This window comes from Methylosinus sporium (genome assembly GCF_003113265.1).
GTDB lineage: Bacteria > Pseudomonadota > Alphaproteobacteria > Rhizobiales > Beijerinckiaceae > Methylosinus > Methylosinus sporium.
Map to the genome: position 1 here is coordinate 22,572 of NZ_PUIV01000016.1, position 15,180 is coordinate 37,751.

Consider the following 15,180-nt stretch of genomic DNA (forward strand, 5'->3'; position numbering starts at 1 on the left):
CGGCGAGAACTCATTCGAACAAACCCTCGAAGCCATCGCCGGGCGCGGAGGCAGCATCGGGAGCGGCCCCGACTGCCTTATTCGCATCTGCTTTTCCGGCGGGTTTCTTCGACACCTGAATGTTCGTGGCCTGCTTGAGCAGCACTTCAAGCTGGCGCGCACGTTCCGACACCTCGTCCAGCATGGCCGGTTCGGGCAGGTCGTTCGCCAGTGCGTCGAAGAAGCCTCCGGCTCCGAAGCCGCGCACCGTCACCTGCGGAAGCTGCGCCAGAAGCAGGCGCTTAAGCTGCTCGTTGGGCTTGATCGCCTCGCCGGTCGCGGCGAGCGTGTCATAGATGCCCAAACGGTCGATCTCAGGAAGGTAGATGATGAGTTGCAGGGTCGGGTTCTGTAGCGCCGAAACGATAAGACGATTGATGTGATCGTCTGCGAACCCATAGCCATTGACGATGAGGCAGGCGTTCGGCCGGGAGAGAAATTCGGTGAAGCGGCGGATGATCTCGCCATATACGAACGCGGTGGTATGAACGAATTTCGACGCGCCGGGGAAGATCATGAAACCCGGCCAGTCATCTGGCTGATCCGACGCAATGAATAGATCCACCAACGGCTTCACGCTGGCGCAGGGCAACTCGCACACGCTGCCCGACCTGCTCGCCGTCCACGAAATCGAGCCGTGCAGCTTGCCAAGATAGAGGTTGTATGTGCCGAAACGTGCCTCACCGCGCGCCTGCACATTGCGAAGGCCAAGATCGAAGCTGCTCGGACGAAAGGCGCGGTCGTGCGTCCCTGAAAAGCCGTTCACGCAATGGAGGCCCAGCGCCTCGGCCGACCATTCCAGCGCGAGGTCGTAGTTGGTGGTAAACGCCCACGGGGCGGCCTGACCGGGCTGCCGATTTCCGGCAAGCCGCGACACAAGCTTGATGTGGTCTGACAGCTTGGGGTTCAGGATGGTCTGATCCGGCTCCGACCACAGCATTTCATCAAGAATGGCGGCTCGAAGCACGGCCTTTCGCAAGGCGTGCCGCGCCGCCTTCAGCTTGGTCAAGTCAGCGCCAGTTCGTTCGCCGTCCAGACAGGCAATTTCCAGCCGGTCGAGTAGGAATTCGACGTTGCCCGGCTCGCCGTCCGCAAGAAACTTATTGTCCCGAAGGAACCGGATTTGTTCAGCATATTCGGTCGTAAGGAGCGCCCACACGTCCGACATGACCATGCCGCCGACACCTTTGGAGGCTCCGGCGCCAAGCAGGACGCCGACATTTTCTAACCGGATCGCAAGTGCAAGATGCGCCGAAAATTCCTCGGACATTAGCTGCCGGCTTCCCCTGATGGCGAAGTGTGTCATGGCAGCTCCTCCTTGAGGGCTTTGAACTTTGAAACCGCCTGAACCGCAGCTCGCGCCGCGTTCTCCAATGTCGGCATAAGCCTTTCGCGCGTAATCCCTTCGCGTTGGAGCATCAGGCGCAAGGTAGGAATCTCGGAAGCGGGAAGCACGATGCGCCTCAGCATCGGGTGCGCTTCATCATAGAGATAGTAGTCAGGCTCATCTGGGTCAGTCTCTTCCTCCTTGTGGATGGCGTAGACGACATCTTGCACACTGGGCCAATCGCCATTGCGCTCGAAAAAGCCCAGCGCCCATTTGTGCTCAATCTCAAGGAGCAGACCATCCTGAGCGGTGATGAAATCGTTGCCTCGGCGGCGGGGCACGAGTGAACGCATCAGATTACGACCGATCCCGTCCTCCCAATGGTGCATCATGGTGATGGCATGCATGTCGAGCGCCCAGACGCATAGGTCAGTCTGGTCGAGGCCCGCGGCGTAGTCTTCCTGTGCGAAGAAAACTGCGAACATAGGATTGAACGTCCAGTCCAGAAAGCGTGTCGGAACACCGTAATGTTGCGCTATCCCAATATCCTCGGCTCTAATGAACGGGCTGTAGCAGTCCGGTTCGGCCCGAGTGTCGTCAATGACGCTTGGCCCGTAAGCGAGGTCCATGGCATATTCCGAGACGGGCTCGACAACGTCGAAACCCATCTGCCAGCCGATGCGGCGAAACTCGTTCAACACAATCTTCTCACCATGCGTCCAAGCAAGCGCTCGGTGCAGAGCTGTTCCGCGCTCGACTGGCTCGGTGGCTTCGACTTCGGCTTGCGCGAGCCCGGTCAGCAGATTGTGAAGCGGATTTCCCTCATGAGCACTTCGCCAAGCCCTCGGCTTTAGGCGCCACGAAACGTTGCGATGCCCGCGGAAAATCCAACGGACCGGGTCGCCGTCGTCTTCGTGCCAGACGGGATTCGACGCCCTCAGCAGCGCCATGAATGCGCCTGCGTCCATCACAACTCCCCCTTGAACGCCTTGTCGAGAATCGCGGGAAGCATTGCGTCCAGCTCGGCGGCGGTTTCCTCTTGGAACGCCTTAACCGTATTGACCTTGGCTTGCAGCGCATCGAGTTCGGCAACTATGCTGCTTTGAGCTTCCAACGACGGATAGGAGAACGGTGTCGCTCGTAGAATCGCTTGCGATATATTTACCTGTGCATCTGCAAGGCCGGTCTTCCTTGCAACCAAGTGGCCTTGGGCCTGCGGCGAGGAAAGAGCATATTCAAGAAAACGCGGATTGATCATGTCGAGTTTGGGACGAATGCGGATCAGCTTGTCAGAGATCATGAGGTTGGGGTGATCCTTACGGGCGGTAGCCGGAACGCCGACCCGCTTCATGGGGCCAGCCCTGGTAACCAACACATCGCCAGCCTTCACAGAAAGCTCTGAACGGGCGGCGGCCGAAAACGGGAGACATTTATTCTCGTGAGGCCAAAATTCACACCATTGCACTGAGGTCGTTTTCAGTACACCCCATTGACCTTCATTGGCTGGACCATCTTCACATTGTGGACTCCATCCAGCATCCAGCGATTGCGCTATTTCGTCCACGCTGGCAGCCGTCCAACCCACGGATCGGCTGTCGAAGAGTGCGCCGACAGCTTTACTAAAGATGGCGCCCGCCTCGTCTAGCGCCATCGACCTAAGTTGTTTCGCCTCCGCCACCTTCGCGGCCAGTTCCTCGATGCGCGCGACGATGCGGCGCTGCTCGTCAAGCGGCGGGAGGGGGATATTCAGGGCTTTGAAGCGACCTTCTGATAGCCTGACTCGATTGGTGGTGCCTTCGCTGGCTCGTTTGCACAGCTCGACAAACGAGGCAGTCTTTGACATCCAGCCAAGGAATGCGGGGTCCAGACGATCCTTGGCCACATCAAACAGAGGAAAATCGTTGGTGACGACAGCGCCATCCAGATCATCGGGAATAAGGCCGCTTGCGCCGTGCCGCGCGTCAATGCGCGAAATGATGAATTGCCCGGGCTTCGCCCGGTAGCGGCGGTCTGCGGCGATCTCAACGCCCTGCACCTGCCGGCGCTCGACAACCCCCTTGCCGTTGATGCGAACCGTCACCTCCTTGTAGGTTGCTTCCGGGTCGAGCGGAATCATGTGCTCGGAACGACGGAGCACATCGCCAAGCGCGACTATCGGCCAGGCCGCACTCATGCGCTCGCCCCCAGAGCGGCCTTGATCTCCCGCATCAGCTCGGCGATCCGCAGCTCCTTCTTCAGAATGTCGTCGGCAAGCTGCTCCGGTGGCAGATGCTCGAAATCCACTTTGGCGCGCGGGTTCTTGCGGTCGAGGTTGCAGCCCGCTGCCAGCAATTCCTTGGCCGGTACTTTCCACGCCTGATCGTTTTCCTCGCGCTTCGTCCACCACGCCATGCAGCCCGTGAACTCCTCGAACTGCATGGGCTGGGTCTTGGTGTAATTCTTACGGCCCTCAGGCAGGGGCTGTTCGTAATACCAGACCTCCTTCGTCGGGCCGGAGCGGTCGAAAAACAGGATGTTCGTCGGAATGCCGGTGTAGGGCGCGAACACGCCATTGGGCAGCCGCACGATGGTATGGAGGTTGAACTCCTTGATCAGTTCCTCCTTGATGCGCGCGCAAACGCCGTCGCCGAACAGCGTTCCATTCGGCACGACGACCGCCGCCCGCGCCGGGCGGCTAACGGCGGTCGGCTGGCGTTTGAGCTTGCGCATGATGAGCTGCAGGAACAGCAGCGCAGTTTCCGCCGTCTGGCGGTCTTCGGGGAAGTTGCCCTGGATGCCCTTTTCCTCTTCCCCGCCAAAGGGCGGATTGGTGAGGATCACATCGACGCGCTCTTTCTCGCCGATCTCGGAGAGCTTGAAGCGCAGGGCGTTGCCGGGGTCGATCTGCGGCGCGTCCAGCCCATGCAGCAGCAGGTTCATCTGGCAGAGCAGATAAGGCAGGGATTTAGGTTCGCAGCCGGTGATGGTGTCGTTTTGCAGGCGCTTGCGGTCGGCGACGGTCTTCACCTGTTTTTCAAGGTGGTTGTACGCCTCCACAAGGAACCCGCCCGTGCCACTGGCCGGGTCGAGAACGGTTTCGCCAAGGCGCGGGTCGGTGACTTCCACCATGAAGCGGACGACAGCGCGCGGCGTGTAGAACTCGCCGGAATCGCCCGCCGCGTCGCGCATTTCTCGGAGCATGGATTCGTAGAGCGCGCCGAGGGTGTGAAGCTCGTCGGACGACGTGAAATGAATCCCCCCAACCTTGTTGATGATGTCGCGGAGCAGATAGCCGCTTTTCATGCGGTTATCGACGCCCTTGAACACGGTGGCGATCACGTCGCGGCGGTTGTCGCCGTTGGAACTGGAAAGCGCCCGCAAATAGGCGAATAGGCCGGGGCCTTTCTTTCCGTCGGCGCGCACGGCTTCCTCGGCGTTGATGAAGGAAAGCAATTCATCGCCCGTGATGCCTTGGTTGTCGGCGGCCCAATCGCGCCAGCGATACGGGGCCTCGATGGCGGCCTTGAACTTCTTGCCGGACAGCGCGGTTTCTTCCTCGCGCTGCTGCTCGAGGTCGTCGAGGAATTTGAGGAACATGATCCAGGTGAGAAGCGGCAGACGGTCGAGGTCGCCGTTCAGCCCCTTGTCCTTGCGCATGATGTCGCGCGCAGATTTTAGAAGGCTCCCGAGCATCTGGGAGGTCGTCATCGGTGCGGCGTCTGCGCCGTTCTTCTTTTTAGTTCGCGCCATAGAGCAATCCTTGCAGGTCATTTACGGCCCGGCGAAGCTCGTCGGGGCCGCCGAACAACTTGATGATTTCGGCGGGTTGGCCGTGGGTCGAGATGGGCGGAACTTTCAGCACGTCCGGCAGGACAAATTGCGCGTCGCCGTGTTCCGCATATTTTTCCAGAAGCTCGTCCAGCACCTGACGCGCTTCGGGAGAAAACTTCTCGAAATAATCCTTGCGCTCGGCCTTGAGGCGCTGCGCCCGCTCGCGCCTTGTGCGGAGCGGCGCATTGAAAGCCAGATGGCAAAGGAGGTCGAAGGGGTCGGCGTCGGTCTGGCCCGTCTGTTCGGCCAGCACGTTAAAGTCGATGCCGCGCTCGGCCAGCGCGGCAATAATCTCGCTGCGCTGGTCGGCATCTGCCCAACGCCTGCGAAGCTCGGCGGAGGTCGGTGCCAGCGAGCGAACGCTTTCGGCGGCGTAGTCTGTGTATTTGACGACGCGAAGCTGCTTGCCGTTCGGGTCAAGCTCGTGGACCAAGTGGGCCACGACTTCGACCTGGCCTCCATCGAAATAGAATTTGCGCGGCTCGCCAGTCGGCGGTTCGATCACGCCGGGTTCGCCTTCCTCGGGTGGGGCAGGCTCCGGTTCCTGCCCTTCGGGGACGATCTCCGTCGTCGCGGTGGTTTCCCCGGCCTCGTTCACTTCCTCTTCCGTGATTCGGGCCGGATCGCCGTCGAAATCCGGGTCGGCGAACATGCGGGTGGCCGACCCAGTGTAGTCGATGATGTTGAACCACAGCTTGCCGTAGTCATCGCGCAGGCGCGTCCCGCGCCCGATGATCTGCTTGAACTCGCTCATGGAGCCGACGACCCGCGCCAGAACGACATTCTTACAGGTTGGCGCGTCAACGCCGGTCGTCAGCAGTTGCGACGATGTGAGGATAACCGGCGTTTTGGTTTCGAGGTCCTGGAACTTAGACAGATGGCCGCGCCCGATAGCGCCCTCGTCGGCGGTGACGCGCGCCACATAGTCGGGATACTGCGCCACAAGGTCGGCATTGAGGTTGACCAGAGCCTGCCGCATTTCCGAGGCGTGTTCCTGATCGACGCAGAACACGATGGTCTTGGCGAAGCGATCCGTCTTTTTAAGGAAGTCGGTCAGGTGGCGGGCGATGGCCTCCGTCCGCGCGCGCAAGGCGATGGTCCGCTCGAAGTCCTTGGTCTGGTATTCGTCATCGGGGATGGCGCGGCCAAAGCGGTCAACCTCGTCCCTGCTTGGCCGCCATCCGGCCGCGTCCCATTGGGTGACGACGCGATGCACGCGATAAGGCGCGAGAAAGCCGTCGTCGATGCCCTGCCGCAGGCTGTATTCGTAGATCGGATTGCCGAAATAGAGGTAGGTGTCGCGGTTGTCCTCGCGCAGCGGCGTGGCTGTCATGCCAAGCTGGTAGGCGGGCTTGAAGTGCTCAAGGATGACGCGCCATGAACTGTCGTCCCGCGCGCTTCCCCGGTGACATTCATCGACGATGATGAGGTCGAAGAAGTCCGGCGGATAGTCCCGGAAAAGCCCGGCGCGGCGCTCGTCCTCGGCGAGCGCCTGATAGATGGCGAAATACATTTCCCGGCTTTTGACGATCTCGCCGGATTCGATCTTGTGGCGCGCGTCCCCGAAAGGGGTGAAGGTCTTGTCCTTCGGGTCGTCGATGAGAATGTTGCGATCCGCGAGGAACAGGATGCGCGGCTTGCGATGCCCCCCGGTCGTGTTCCAGCGGCTCGACCAGAGCTTCCAGCATATCTGGAAGGCCACGATGGTCTTGCCCGTTCCCGTCGCCATAGTGAGAAGCAAGCGCTTCTTTCCGGCAAGGATGGCTTCGACCGTGCGGTTGATGGCGATCTGCTGATAGTAGCGGGGCGGCTTGCCGCCGACCGTATTGTAGGGGGCGATCAGATGCTCCACGCGCTCGGGCGTGTTGATTCCGCTGCCCGTCTGATAGCGCCGCCAAAGATCATCGGGGGTCGGGAAGTCGACGACGCGCGTTTCCGTCCCCTTGAAATAGTCGATCTCGATGATCTCGGCGCCATTGGTGGCGTAGGCGTATTTAAGGCCGAGGATTTCCGCATAATCGCGGGCCTGCTGCACGGCATCGGTCGCGGATCTATAGCTGGCCTTGGCCTCGACCACGGCAAGCGGAAAGTCCCGCGTGTAGCGCAGCAGATAATCGACCCGCTTGGGCGGCTTGCGGACAAAGCCCTTGCCCACGGGAATGACGCGGCCATCCGTGATGGTGCGCTGCTCGGCGATGGAATGGGGTTCGTTATCCCACCCCGCCGATTGCAGCTTGGGCACGACGAACTTTCGGCATGTGTCGGCTTCGTTCGTCATGCGCCCCCGCTGCCCCCTTGCTGCTCCTCTACCTTACGCTTTATCCAGTTTGCGATTTCCTGCCGCTGGAACCGCCACGATCCGCCGACCTTGAAGCCAGGAATCTTGCCTGCCGAGGCAAGCTTGTAGGCGGTCTTCTCATTGATCTTGAGAAGTTCCGCCACCTCCCGGATCGTCAGGATTTCGTCGGCCATGCGCCCGCCGTGACTCGTGGTTGGGGAAATGTATAGAAGATCAGAGAAAATCAGGGAAGATAGCGGTAGCTGCCCATCCTGAGGGGCGAGCAGCGGCGGCAGGGCCGGAGCTGCTGCCGCATCATATTGGAGAATCCGCCCTGAAAGCGGATTTTAAGGTACAATCCGTTTACTGCTTCATATTGAAAATTCCGTGCTAAGAGCGGATAATGAGATATGATCCGAGTCGAGCGATCAGCCCTGTCCTCCTACGCTTCCGGCCTGCTTGCTGCGGGCCGGGGAGTCTTTTCTGCGGATGAAGCGCAGAAGGAGATCGGCATCGGCCGAGGCGCATTCCTCGACGCCGCCGAGCGTTTGCAGCGGCGCGGCCAGCTTCTCCGGCCCCGGCGCGGCTTCTACGTGGTCGTACCGCCACAACACGCCACGACGGGAGCGCCGCCGCCCGAGTGGTACATCGACGCCCTGATGCGCCACGAAAAACGGCCCTACTATGTGGGGCTGCTGGCCGCGGCGGCGGCCCACGGCGCCTCCCATCAGGCCGTCATGGAGTTTCAGGTCGTCACGGACAAACTCCTGCCCGACATTGAGGCCGGACGGACGCGGATCGTCTTTTCCTACCGCAAGGACATGGCGGCGGTGGCGGCGGGGATCGAGGATCGCAAGACGCAATCGGGCTATATGAAGCTGTCCTCGCCGGAACTCACGGCGCTCGATCTGACGCGCTACCCGCAATCCGGCGCGGGCCTGGACAACATAGCGACGGTGTTTTCCGAGCTTGCCGAACGGCTGCAACCGGAAAAGCTCGCTTCTCTGTCGAGTGCTTTCGAGAAAGCGGTCGTACAACGCCTTGGGCATCTGCTCGGAAGGCTGGGGCATCCCCAGATCGCGGAGACGATGTTCGCGGCGCTAACGGCGCGCGGATCGCTGCCGTGGGTCGAACTCGATCCCAAACAGGCGGGCGATCCCGATTTGTCGCCGCCGCCATCCGAACGCGATGCACGCTGGCGCGTGATCGTTCGGCGACCGCCGGAGATCGACGAATGATCCCGCAGGACTACATCACCGCCTGGAGCCGCGTCGCACCGTGGGCAGGCCAGCGGCAGGTCGAGCAAGACCTCATCATCAGCCGCGCGCTTGTCGCCATTTTCTCCGATCAGTTCCTGCGCGGCGAACTGCGCTTCCGTGGCGGCACGGCGCTCAATAAGCTGCATTTCCCCGCACCGCTGCGCTATTCGGAGGACATCGACCTCGTGCGGACGAGCGCCGGACCGATTGGGCCGGTCCTCGATGGTGTTCGCGCTGTGCTGGAACCGTGGCTTGGCAAGGCAAAGTCCGATCCGAGCCCCGTCGCCCCCAAACTTCGCTTTCGCGTCGATGCGGAAGGCGAGCCTGCTGGTGTGCGTATCAACCTCAAGGTCGAAATCAACACGCGCGAGCGGGAAGCCTACGATCCGCCCATAGAGATTCCATTCGGCGTCGAAAACCCGTGGTTCACCAGTGAGGCGGCGATCCCGACCTTCTCGCGGGAGGAAATGCTGGCGACCAAACTGCGGGCCTTGCTTCAGCGCAACAAGGGCCGCGATCTGTTCGACCTCGATCACGCGCTCACCGTGTTCGAGGGGCTGGACACGGCCCGGATCGTTGAATGTTTCCGCCTTTACCTCGAAAAGGCGGAGATTGCGATTTCGAGGGCCGAGGCGCAACAGCGCATGTTCCAGAAACTCGCCAATCCGACCTTCTTCACCGACATGCGCCCGCTGCTTTCGACGGATCGCGCCAAGGCCCTTACCGACGAAGCGCTCAAGGCCACCTTTGTCCGGGTGATGAAGGAACTGATCGACCGGATACCCGGCGACGAATGGGCGAAGGCCGGGGAAATGCGGGAACGGTTCGGAGTCTAGGCATGTGTGTCGATGCCAACACTTCGGCCGTCCTCGAACGCCTCCTTCCCCTTCGCAGTCCAGAGCGCCAACACCTTCTCGCGCTCATCGCTTCGGAGCTTGTCGGCCATCCAGAGCAGCGCGCCGTAGATGATGGCGCGGTCATCGCCGGTCAGGTCCACGATTCCGGTTTTGACGACGAGGCCGCCGAGTTCGATCAGATGTCGCGTGCGCTTGCGGCGCTCGATCTGCCAGGCGCGCATGTCATGCCGCGCCTCTGCCGTCTGATGACGGTTGCGCGCCACTGTGTTGCGCCGAAGCGCCGCCAGTGTTGCGGCCAGGCGCCGACGCAGTTCGTCGCGACCGGCCCTGAAAGTACGCGGCCCCGCGTTTCGCCCATGCCTCCCTCTTTCCGGCATCCTTGGTTTCGGCCAGCACGATCAGTGCGCCCGCCAATTCGTCGGCGCTGAGCGCGTCGGCTCCAGTCGAAATGACCAGCTCACCAAGCTGTTGCACCTTGCGGTTTCTGAGGTCTCGCGCCTTGTGTTCGAGCGACTTCAGTTCTGCGTCGAAGTCCCGTGGCTTGCGCATCATGTCCTCCACATGCTGTCGATGGGGCGATGATAGTCGAGCGCCTGCCGAAATGCTGTAAGGTCGTCGGGACAGTTGGGGACGGCGTGGTCCCTCCCGAGAATTTTTCGAGGGAGGGCGCGCTTATACGTCGTTCCGACGTGCGCTTCGCTGTGGTGATGTTCGGATCGCGATGGCGATCTATCATCTTCACGTCAAGGTCATTGGCCGCAAATGCGGCTCCAGCGCGGTGGCGTCCGCCGCCTACCGCTCGGCCTCGCGGTTGCGCGACGACCGACTCGGACGCAGTCATGATTTCTCGGCCAAGCGCGGCGTCGTCCATTCCGAGGTAATGCTGCCGGAGAATGCGCCGGAGCTGTGGAAGGACCGCGAACAACTTTGGAACGATGTCGAGGCGCTCGAGGTCAGGAAGGATGCGCAGCTTGCCCGCGAAGTTGAATTCGCCCTTCCTCGCGAGATGACGGAGCGCCGGGGCATCGAACTCGCCCGCGACTTCGTGCGGTCCGAATTCGTAGACCGGGGCATGATCGCCGACCTCAATGTGCATTGGGATATGGCCGAGGACGGAATGCTGAAGCCCCATGCACATGTCATGCTGACCATGCGCTCGGTGGACGAGAATGGCTTCGGTCCGAAGGTGCGGGAGTGGAACCGCACCGAGTTGCTCGAACGCTGGCGGGAGCGTTGGGCCGAGCTTGCCAACGAGCGTCTGGCCGAACTCGACGTCGACGCGCGCATCGACCATCGCAGCCTGGAAGCGCAGGGCATCGTGCTGGAGCCGCAAAGCCAGATCGGCGCGCCCGCACATCGCATCGCAGGCGAAGGCATCGAGGTTGCCGACCGCGCGGAAATGCACCGCGAGATCGCACGCAACAACGGCGTGCGCATCATCGCCGATCCTTCCATCGCACTAGACGCGATCACGCATCAGCAATCCACCTTCACGCGACGCGACATAGCGCTGTTCGCGCATCGCCACAGCGACGGCATCGACCAGTTCAACGAGGTCATGGGCGCAATGCGCAACGCGCCCGATCTTGTCGAACTCGGCAAGGACGGCCGGGGCGAGGACCGCTTCACCACCCGCGATATGATCGAATCTGAGCAGCGCCTGCACCGTGCCGCCGAGATGATGGCCGAGCGGGAACGCCATGAAGTGAACGACAGGAATCGCGAAGCCGCACTGGCTCGTGCCGAACAGCGCGGCCTTGTGCTTTCCGGAGAGCAGGCCGAGGCGCTGGCGCATGTCACTGACGGGCGCGATCTCGGCGTCGTTGTTGGTTACGCCGGAACGGGGAAGAGCGCGATGCTGGGTGTGGCGCGCGAAGCTTGGGAAGCGGCGGGCTACGAGGTTCGTGGCGTGGCGCTGTCCGGCATCGCCGCCGAGAATCTCGAAAGCGGATCGGGCATCTCGTCGCGCACCATCGCCAGCCTGGAACACGGTTGGGGACAGGGCCGCGATGTGCTCACCGCGTGCGATGTTCTGGTGATCGACGAGGCGGGCATGGTCGGCACGCGCCAGTTGGAGCGCGTGCTGTCCCATGCCGCCGAGGCCGGCGCCAAGGTGGTGCTGGTCGGCGATCCGCAACAGTTGCAATCCATCGAAGCCGGCGCGGCGTTCCGGTCTGTCCGCCAACGTCACGGTGGGGTGGAGATCGGCGAGGTGCGCCGCCAGCGGGAGGACTGGCAGCGCGACGCCACGCGCGATCTGGCGACTGGCCGAACCGCCGATGCGCTCAATGCCTATGACAAACATGGCATGGTCCATGCCGCTGCGACACGGCAACAGGCGCGCGACGATCTGATCGACCGCTGGGATCGCGACCGGCAGGCGTCGCCGGGCCGCAGCCGCATCATCCTCACCCACACCAATGCCGAGGTGCGCGCTTTGAACGAGGCCGCGCGCGGCAGGATGCGGGACGCCGGAAATCTCGGCGACGAGGTGCGCCTGGTGGTCGAACGCGGTGAGCGCAGCTTCGCAAGCGGAGATCGCGTCATGTTCCTTCAGAACGAGCGCGGCCTCGGCGTCAGGAACGGCACGCTCGGCGCCATCGAAGAGGTCAGCATGCAGAGCATGAGCGTGCGCACCGATGATGGTCGTTCCGTTCGTTTTGACTTGAAGGATTACGACCGCATCGACCACGGCTATGCCGCAACCATCCACAAAGCGCAGGGCATGACCGTGGACCGCACCCATGTTCTGGCCACGCCGGGCCTGGACGCCCACGGCGCCTATGTCGTGCTGTCACGTCACCGCGACGGCATGGAGCTGCATTATGGCCATGACGACTTCGCCAGCCAGGACCGGCTTCTCGGCGCCCTGTCGCGCGACCGGGCCAAGGATATGGCGTCGGATTACGAGCGGCTCGAGCCGGCGCGCGATTATGCCGAACGGCGCGGCATCACCTTCCGCGCCCGAGTGGCCGAGATCGTGCGCAAGGTCGTGCCCGAGAAGGTGCGCGGCATGTTCGACGGCCTGCGCCTGCCCGCCGCCGGCGGACAGGGGCCGGAAAGGAAGGTGGCGGAAGACCCGGAAGCGGCGCTGCGTCGCGCCCGCACCAAGGCGCTCATCCGCCATGCCCGCGCCGTGGATGCGATCTTCGAGATGCATGAGAGAGGCGGCAAGGCCAACCCGGAACAGGTGAAGGAATTGCAGGAGGCCCGCAAGGTCTTCGAGGAGGTGCGGCCTTATGGCTCGCACGATGCCGAAGCCGCCTACAAGAAGAACCCGGAACTCGCCTCGGAAGCGGCCACGGGGCGCACCGCCCGCGCCATCCGCGCCCTACAACTCGAAACCGAACTGCGCACCGATCCGCAGCGCCGCGCCGATCGCTTCGTGGAACGCTGGCGGGAGCTCGGCCAGACCAGCCAGCGCCAGTATCAGGCGGCGGACATGTCCGGCTACAAGGCCACGCGATCGGCGATGGGTGACATGGCGCAGAGCCTCGAACGCGATCCGCAGCTCGAGTCGATCCTCGCCGGCCGCAAGCGAGACCTCGGAATCGGGGTCGAATCGGGCCGCCGACTCGGATTGGAACTCGCCTTCAGCCACGGCATCGACCTTGGCAGAGGCCGGAACATCGGACTTTGACCCCGCCTATTTTCCGCCGCCGGCGCGCCACGCTGCGACGGCGCGCAAAACCCTCTTGCACAGCGATAAATCCTTGCCCTGTCTGGCTCGGGAGCAGTCAGACAAAGCCAGCAGAAGTCGAGGCAGCCGTGCACCCACCAGACCGTATCATCCGCCTGAAAACCGTCCTCGCCCGGACCGGCCTCTCGCGGTCCACTATTTACCGAAAGATCGCCGAGGGCACCTTCCCGGCACAGATCAAAATCAGCGCCAACGGCGCGGGCTGGTATGAATCCGACATCGACCGATGGATCGCCGATCCCGCTGGCTGGCGAGCCACCAATGACAACGACGAGCCCAGCGCAAAGACGACCCGCCATGTCCCCCGCTGACGCGCCGGAGCCGGGCGAATATCTCGTCCTCGCCAATGACAACAATACCGTGGATGGCCCCACCGCCGAACCGCCGCGCAACGCCGATGTCATCATCCCCGAGCTTGGGCACCTCATCGGCCGCAGCACGGCCCGCGAGGACTTCGCCGCGTGCATCGCCGGCGCGAATGACAACGACAAAGGGTCGGAAGGGGATGACAGAATAAACGCGAGCCGCACGTAGTTCAGAGATCATCGTCCAGTTCGTCGTCGTGGACCTCGGCGGCACGTCGCTTCGCGTCCGCGATCAGCTCTTTTGCGGATTCGCCCTTCACCCAGGCGTCGAGCATGTCAGCCCAGCACTGAAGCATGATCTTCCGCTCGGCGAGGTAGCGGTTCACGTTGTAGACGGCCGCGATCCGGTTCCGAGGCGCGTGGGCCAAGCTCATCTCGATCCAACGATCATCGAACTTGGCGCGGTTCAGGCCGGTCGAAAATGTACGGCGCAGGTCGTGAACACCGAAGCTCTGAAAATCCGGGTCATCCTCGCGGATACGCTCTACCACCGTGTCGATCACGCGGTTGAGTGTGGCGTTGCTGATGGGCGTGTCGCCGTCGTATCGGCCGGGGTGAAGGTATCGGCTTGCGCCGAACATGGTGCGGAACGCCGTCAGAATGTCGAGCGCCTGATCGCTTAGCGGGACGACATGCGTCTTGCCTGCCTTCATGCGCTCGGCCGGGATCGTCCAGCGCGCGGCGGCGAAGTCGATTTCCTTCCATGTGGCGTCGATGAACTCCGATTTGCGGACGCCGGTCAGCAGGACAAACTTCACCGCTGAGCGCAACGTGGGCGCCGCCGTCACATGATCCAACGCCGCCAGGACCGCGCGGACCTCCGATGGAGACAGGGCGCGCTCGCGCGGCTCGAAGGTGGCGATAGTGCTGGTGCGGATCGACTCGGCCGGGTTGCTCACGTCCAGCCCGCTTCCCTGAGCATGGCGGAACACCAGCAACACGACCTCGCGGACATGCACGGCGACGGCCGGCCCGCGCTTCTCTTTAACCTCGTCGCACAGACGTTTGAGACGCTGCGGCGTCACTTCCCCCAGCTTGAGCTTCGACAACTCTCCCGCGATGGCGCGATCATAGACGGATCGGCGCATCGCCAGGGTGCTGTCGGCCAGTTTCTCGGCCCCCGACTTGGGATCGGCTTTGTGCTTGAAATAGGCTTCCGCCCATCCGCCGAACGTTAGCGCCTCGGCTGACGCAGTGCGTTTCTCCACCTTGGCTTTCGACGGCGACTCGCCCCGCTCGACCTGACGCCGGGCGCGCGCCAGCAGCGTCCTGGCCTCCGCAAGCGACACCTCCATGCCGTATTCCAGCGCGTCGGGCGCCCGTGTGAGCTTGCGCGCCGCCTCGGCGCTATATCGGCCGATGGTCAGCGTCTCCTGCCGTCCGTTCACCCGGTAGTGGTATCGAAACGAGATGACACCCGTGGGCGTGACGGCCGCGTGCATCCCGTCGCGGTCCGCCACCTTATACAGCTTGGCCCTCGGCTTCAGAATTTTCAATTCTTTATCAGTGAGATGGCCCATAAATCCGCATCCGGTCTGGGGCGAA

14 protein-coding genes are annotated in these 15,180 nt (G+C 62.6%); 5 read left to right on the forward strand and 9 right to left on the reverse strand.

Annotated elements, in window-relative coordinates:
• Nucleotides 1–10: 10 nt before the first annotated feature.
• Genes C5689_RS11375 through C5689_RS11400 form a run of 6 tightly spaced genes read right to left on the reverse strand, consistent with a single transcriptional unit; the run spans nt 11 to nt 7,648 of the window.
• Nucleotides 11–1,345: an SIR2 family anti-phage-associated protein gene (locus C5689_RS11375; protein WP_108917393.1), complete on the reverse strand. Its 1,335-nt coding sequence runs from the start codon at nt 1,343–1,345 to the stop codon at nt 11–13.
• Nucleotides 1,342–2,334: an FRG domain-containing protein gene (locus tag C5689_RS11380; protein WP_108917394.1), complete on the reverse strand. Its 993-nt coding sequence runs from the start codon at nt 2,332–2,334 to the stop codon at nt 1,342–1,344. Before C5689_RS11380 ends, C5689_RS11375 begins: the two co-directional genes overlap by 4 nt.
• On the reverse strand, nt 2,334–3,539 hold the full coding sequence (locus C5689_RS11385) for a restriction endonuclease subunit S (protein WP_108917395.1): 1,206 nt from the start codon (nt 3,537–3,539) through the stop codon (nt 2,334–2,336). The genes C5689_RS11380 and C5689_RS11385 overlap by 1 nt, the downstream gene beginning before the upstream one ends.
• Nucleotides 3,536–5,095, reverse strand: coding sequence for a type I restriction-modification system subunit M (locus C5689_RS11390; protein ID WP_174800269.1), 1,560 nt, complete (start codon nt 5,093–5,095; stop codon nt 3,536–3,538). Before C5689_RS11390 ends, C5689_RS11385 begins: the two co-directional genes overlap by 4 nt.
• Entirely contained in the window at nt 5,082–7,454 is a 2,373-nt protein-coding gene (hsdR, locus tag C5689_RS11395) for an EcoAI/FtnUII family type I restriction enzme subunit R (RefSeq protein WP_108917396.1), read from the reverse strand. The genes C5689_RS11390 and hsdR overlap by 14 nt, the downstream gene beginning before the upstream one ends.
• On the reverse strand, nt 7,451–7,648 hold the full coding sequence (locus tag C5689_RS11400) for a helix-turn-helix domain-containing protein (protein ID WP_108917397.1): 198 nt from the start codon (nt 7,646–7,648) through the stop codon (nt 7,451–7,453). Before C5689_RS11400 ends, hsdR begins: the two co-directional genes overlap by 4 nt.
• Nucleotides 7,649–7,864: 216 nt before the next feature.
• Here C5689_RS11400 and C5689_RS11405 point away from each other — a divergent pair, with 216 nt between their 5' ends.
• Both C5689_RS11405 and C5689_RS11410 read left to right on the forward strand, forming a co-directional pair.
• Complete coding sequence (locus tag C5689_RS11405) at nt 7,865–8,692, forward strand: type IV toxin-antitoxin system AbiEi family antitoxin domain-containing protein (protein WP_108917398.1); 828 nt, start codon at nt 7,865–7,867, stop codon at nt 8,690–8,692.
• Nucleotides 8,689–9,549, forward strand: a complete 861-nt coding sequence (locus C5689_RS11410) for a nucleotidyl transferase AbiEii/AbiGii toxin family protein (protein WP_108917399.1) — start codon at nt 8,689–8,691, stop codon at nt 9,547–9,549. Before C5689_RS11405 ends, C5689_RS11410 begins: the two co-directional genes overlap by 4 nt.
• On the opposite strand, the gene C5689_RS11415 is transcribed toward C5689_RS11410, so the two are convergent.
• A complete protein-coding gene (locus C5689_RS11415) occupies nt 9,546–9,791 on the reverse strand; it encodes a conjugal transfer protein TraD (protein WP_108917400.1) in 246 nt (81 codons plus the stop codon). The two genes, C5689_RS11410 and C5689_RS11415, sit on opposite strands and share 4 nt — an antisense overlap.
• A gap of 1 nt (nt 9,792) precedes the next feature.
• Nucleotides 9,793–10,119 (reverse strand): conjugal transfer protein TraD, encoded by a 327-nt coding sequence (locus tag C5689_RS11420; protein WP_174800271.1) that lies wholly within the window; start codon nt 10,117–10,119, stop codon nt 9,793–9,795.
• A gap of 172 nt (nt 10,120–10,291) precedes the next feature.
• Between C5689_RS11420 and traA the strand changes: the two genes are divergently transcribed.
• From traA to C5689_RS11435, 3 genes are all read left to right on the forward strand, one after another.
• Complete coding sequence (gene traA, locus C5689_RS11425; protein ID WP_108917402.1) at nt 10,292–13,210, forward strand: Ti-type conjugative transfer relaxase TraA; 2,919 nt, start codon at nt 10,292–10,294, stop codon at nt 13,208–13,210.
• A 128-nt stretch (nt 13,211–13,338) separates the two neighbouring features.
• Entirely contained in the window at nt 13,339–13,581 is a 243-nt protein-coding gene (locus C5689_RS11430) for a helix-turn-helix transcriptional regulator (protein WP_108917403.1), read from the forward strand.
• Entirely contained in the window at nt 13,568–13,804 is a 237-nt protein-coding gene (locus tag C5689_RS11435) for a hypothetical protein (RefSeq protein WP_108917404.1), read from the forward strand. Before C5689_RS11430 ends, C5689_RS11435 begins: the two co-directional genes overlap by 14 nt.
• Nucleotide 13,805: 1 nt before the next feature.
• On the opposite strand, the gene C5689_RS11440 is transcribed toward C5689_RS11435, so the two are convergent.
• On the reverse strand, nt 13,806–15,155 hold the full coding sequence (locus C5689_RS11440) for a tyrosine-type recombinase/integrase (RefSeq protein ID WP_108917405.1): 1,350 nt from the start codon (nt 15,153–15,155) through the stop codon (nt 13,806–13,808).
• Nucleotides 15,156–15,180 lie beyond the last annotated feature (25 nt).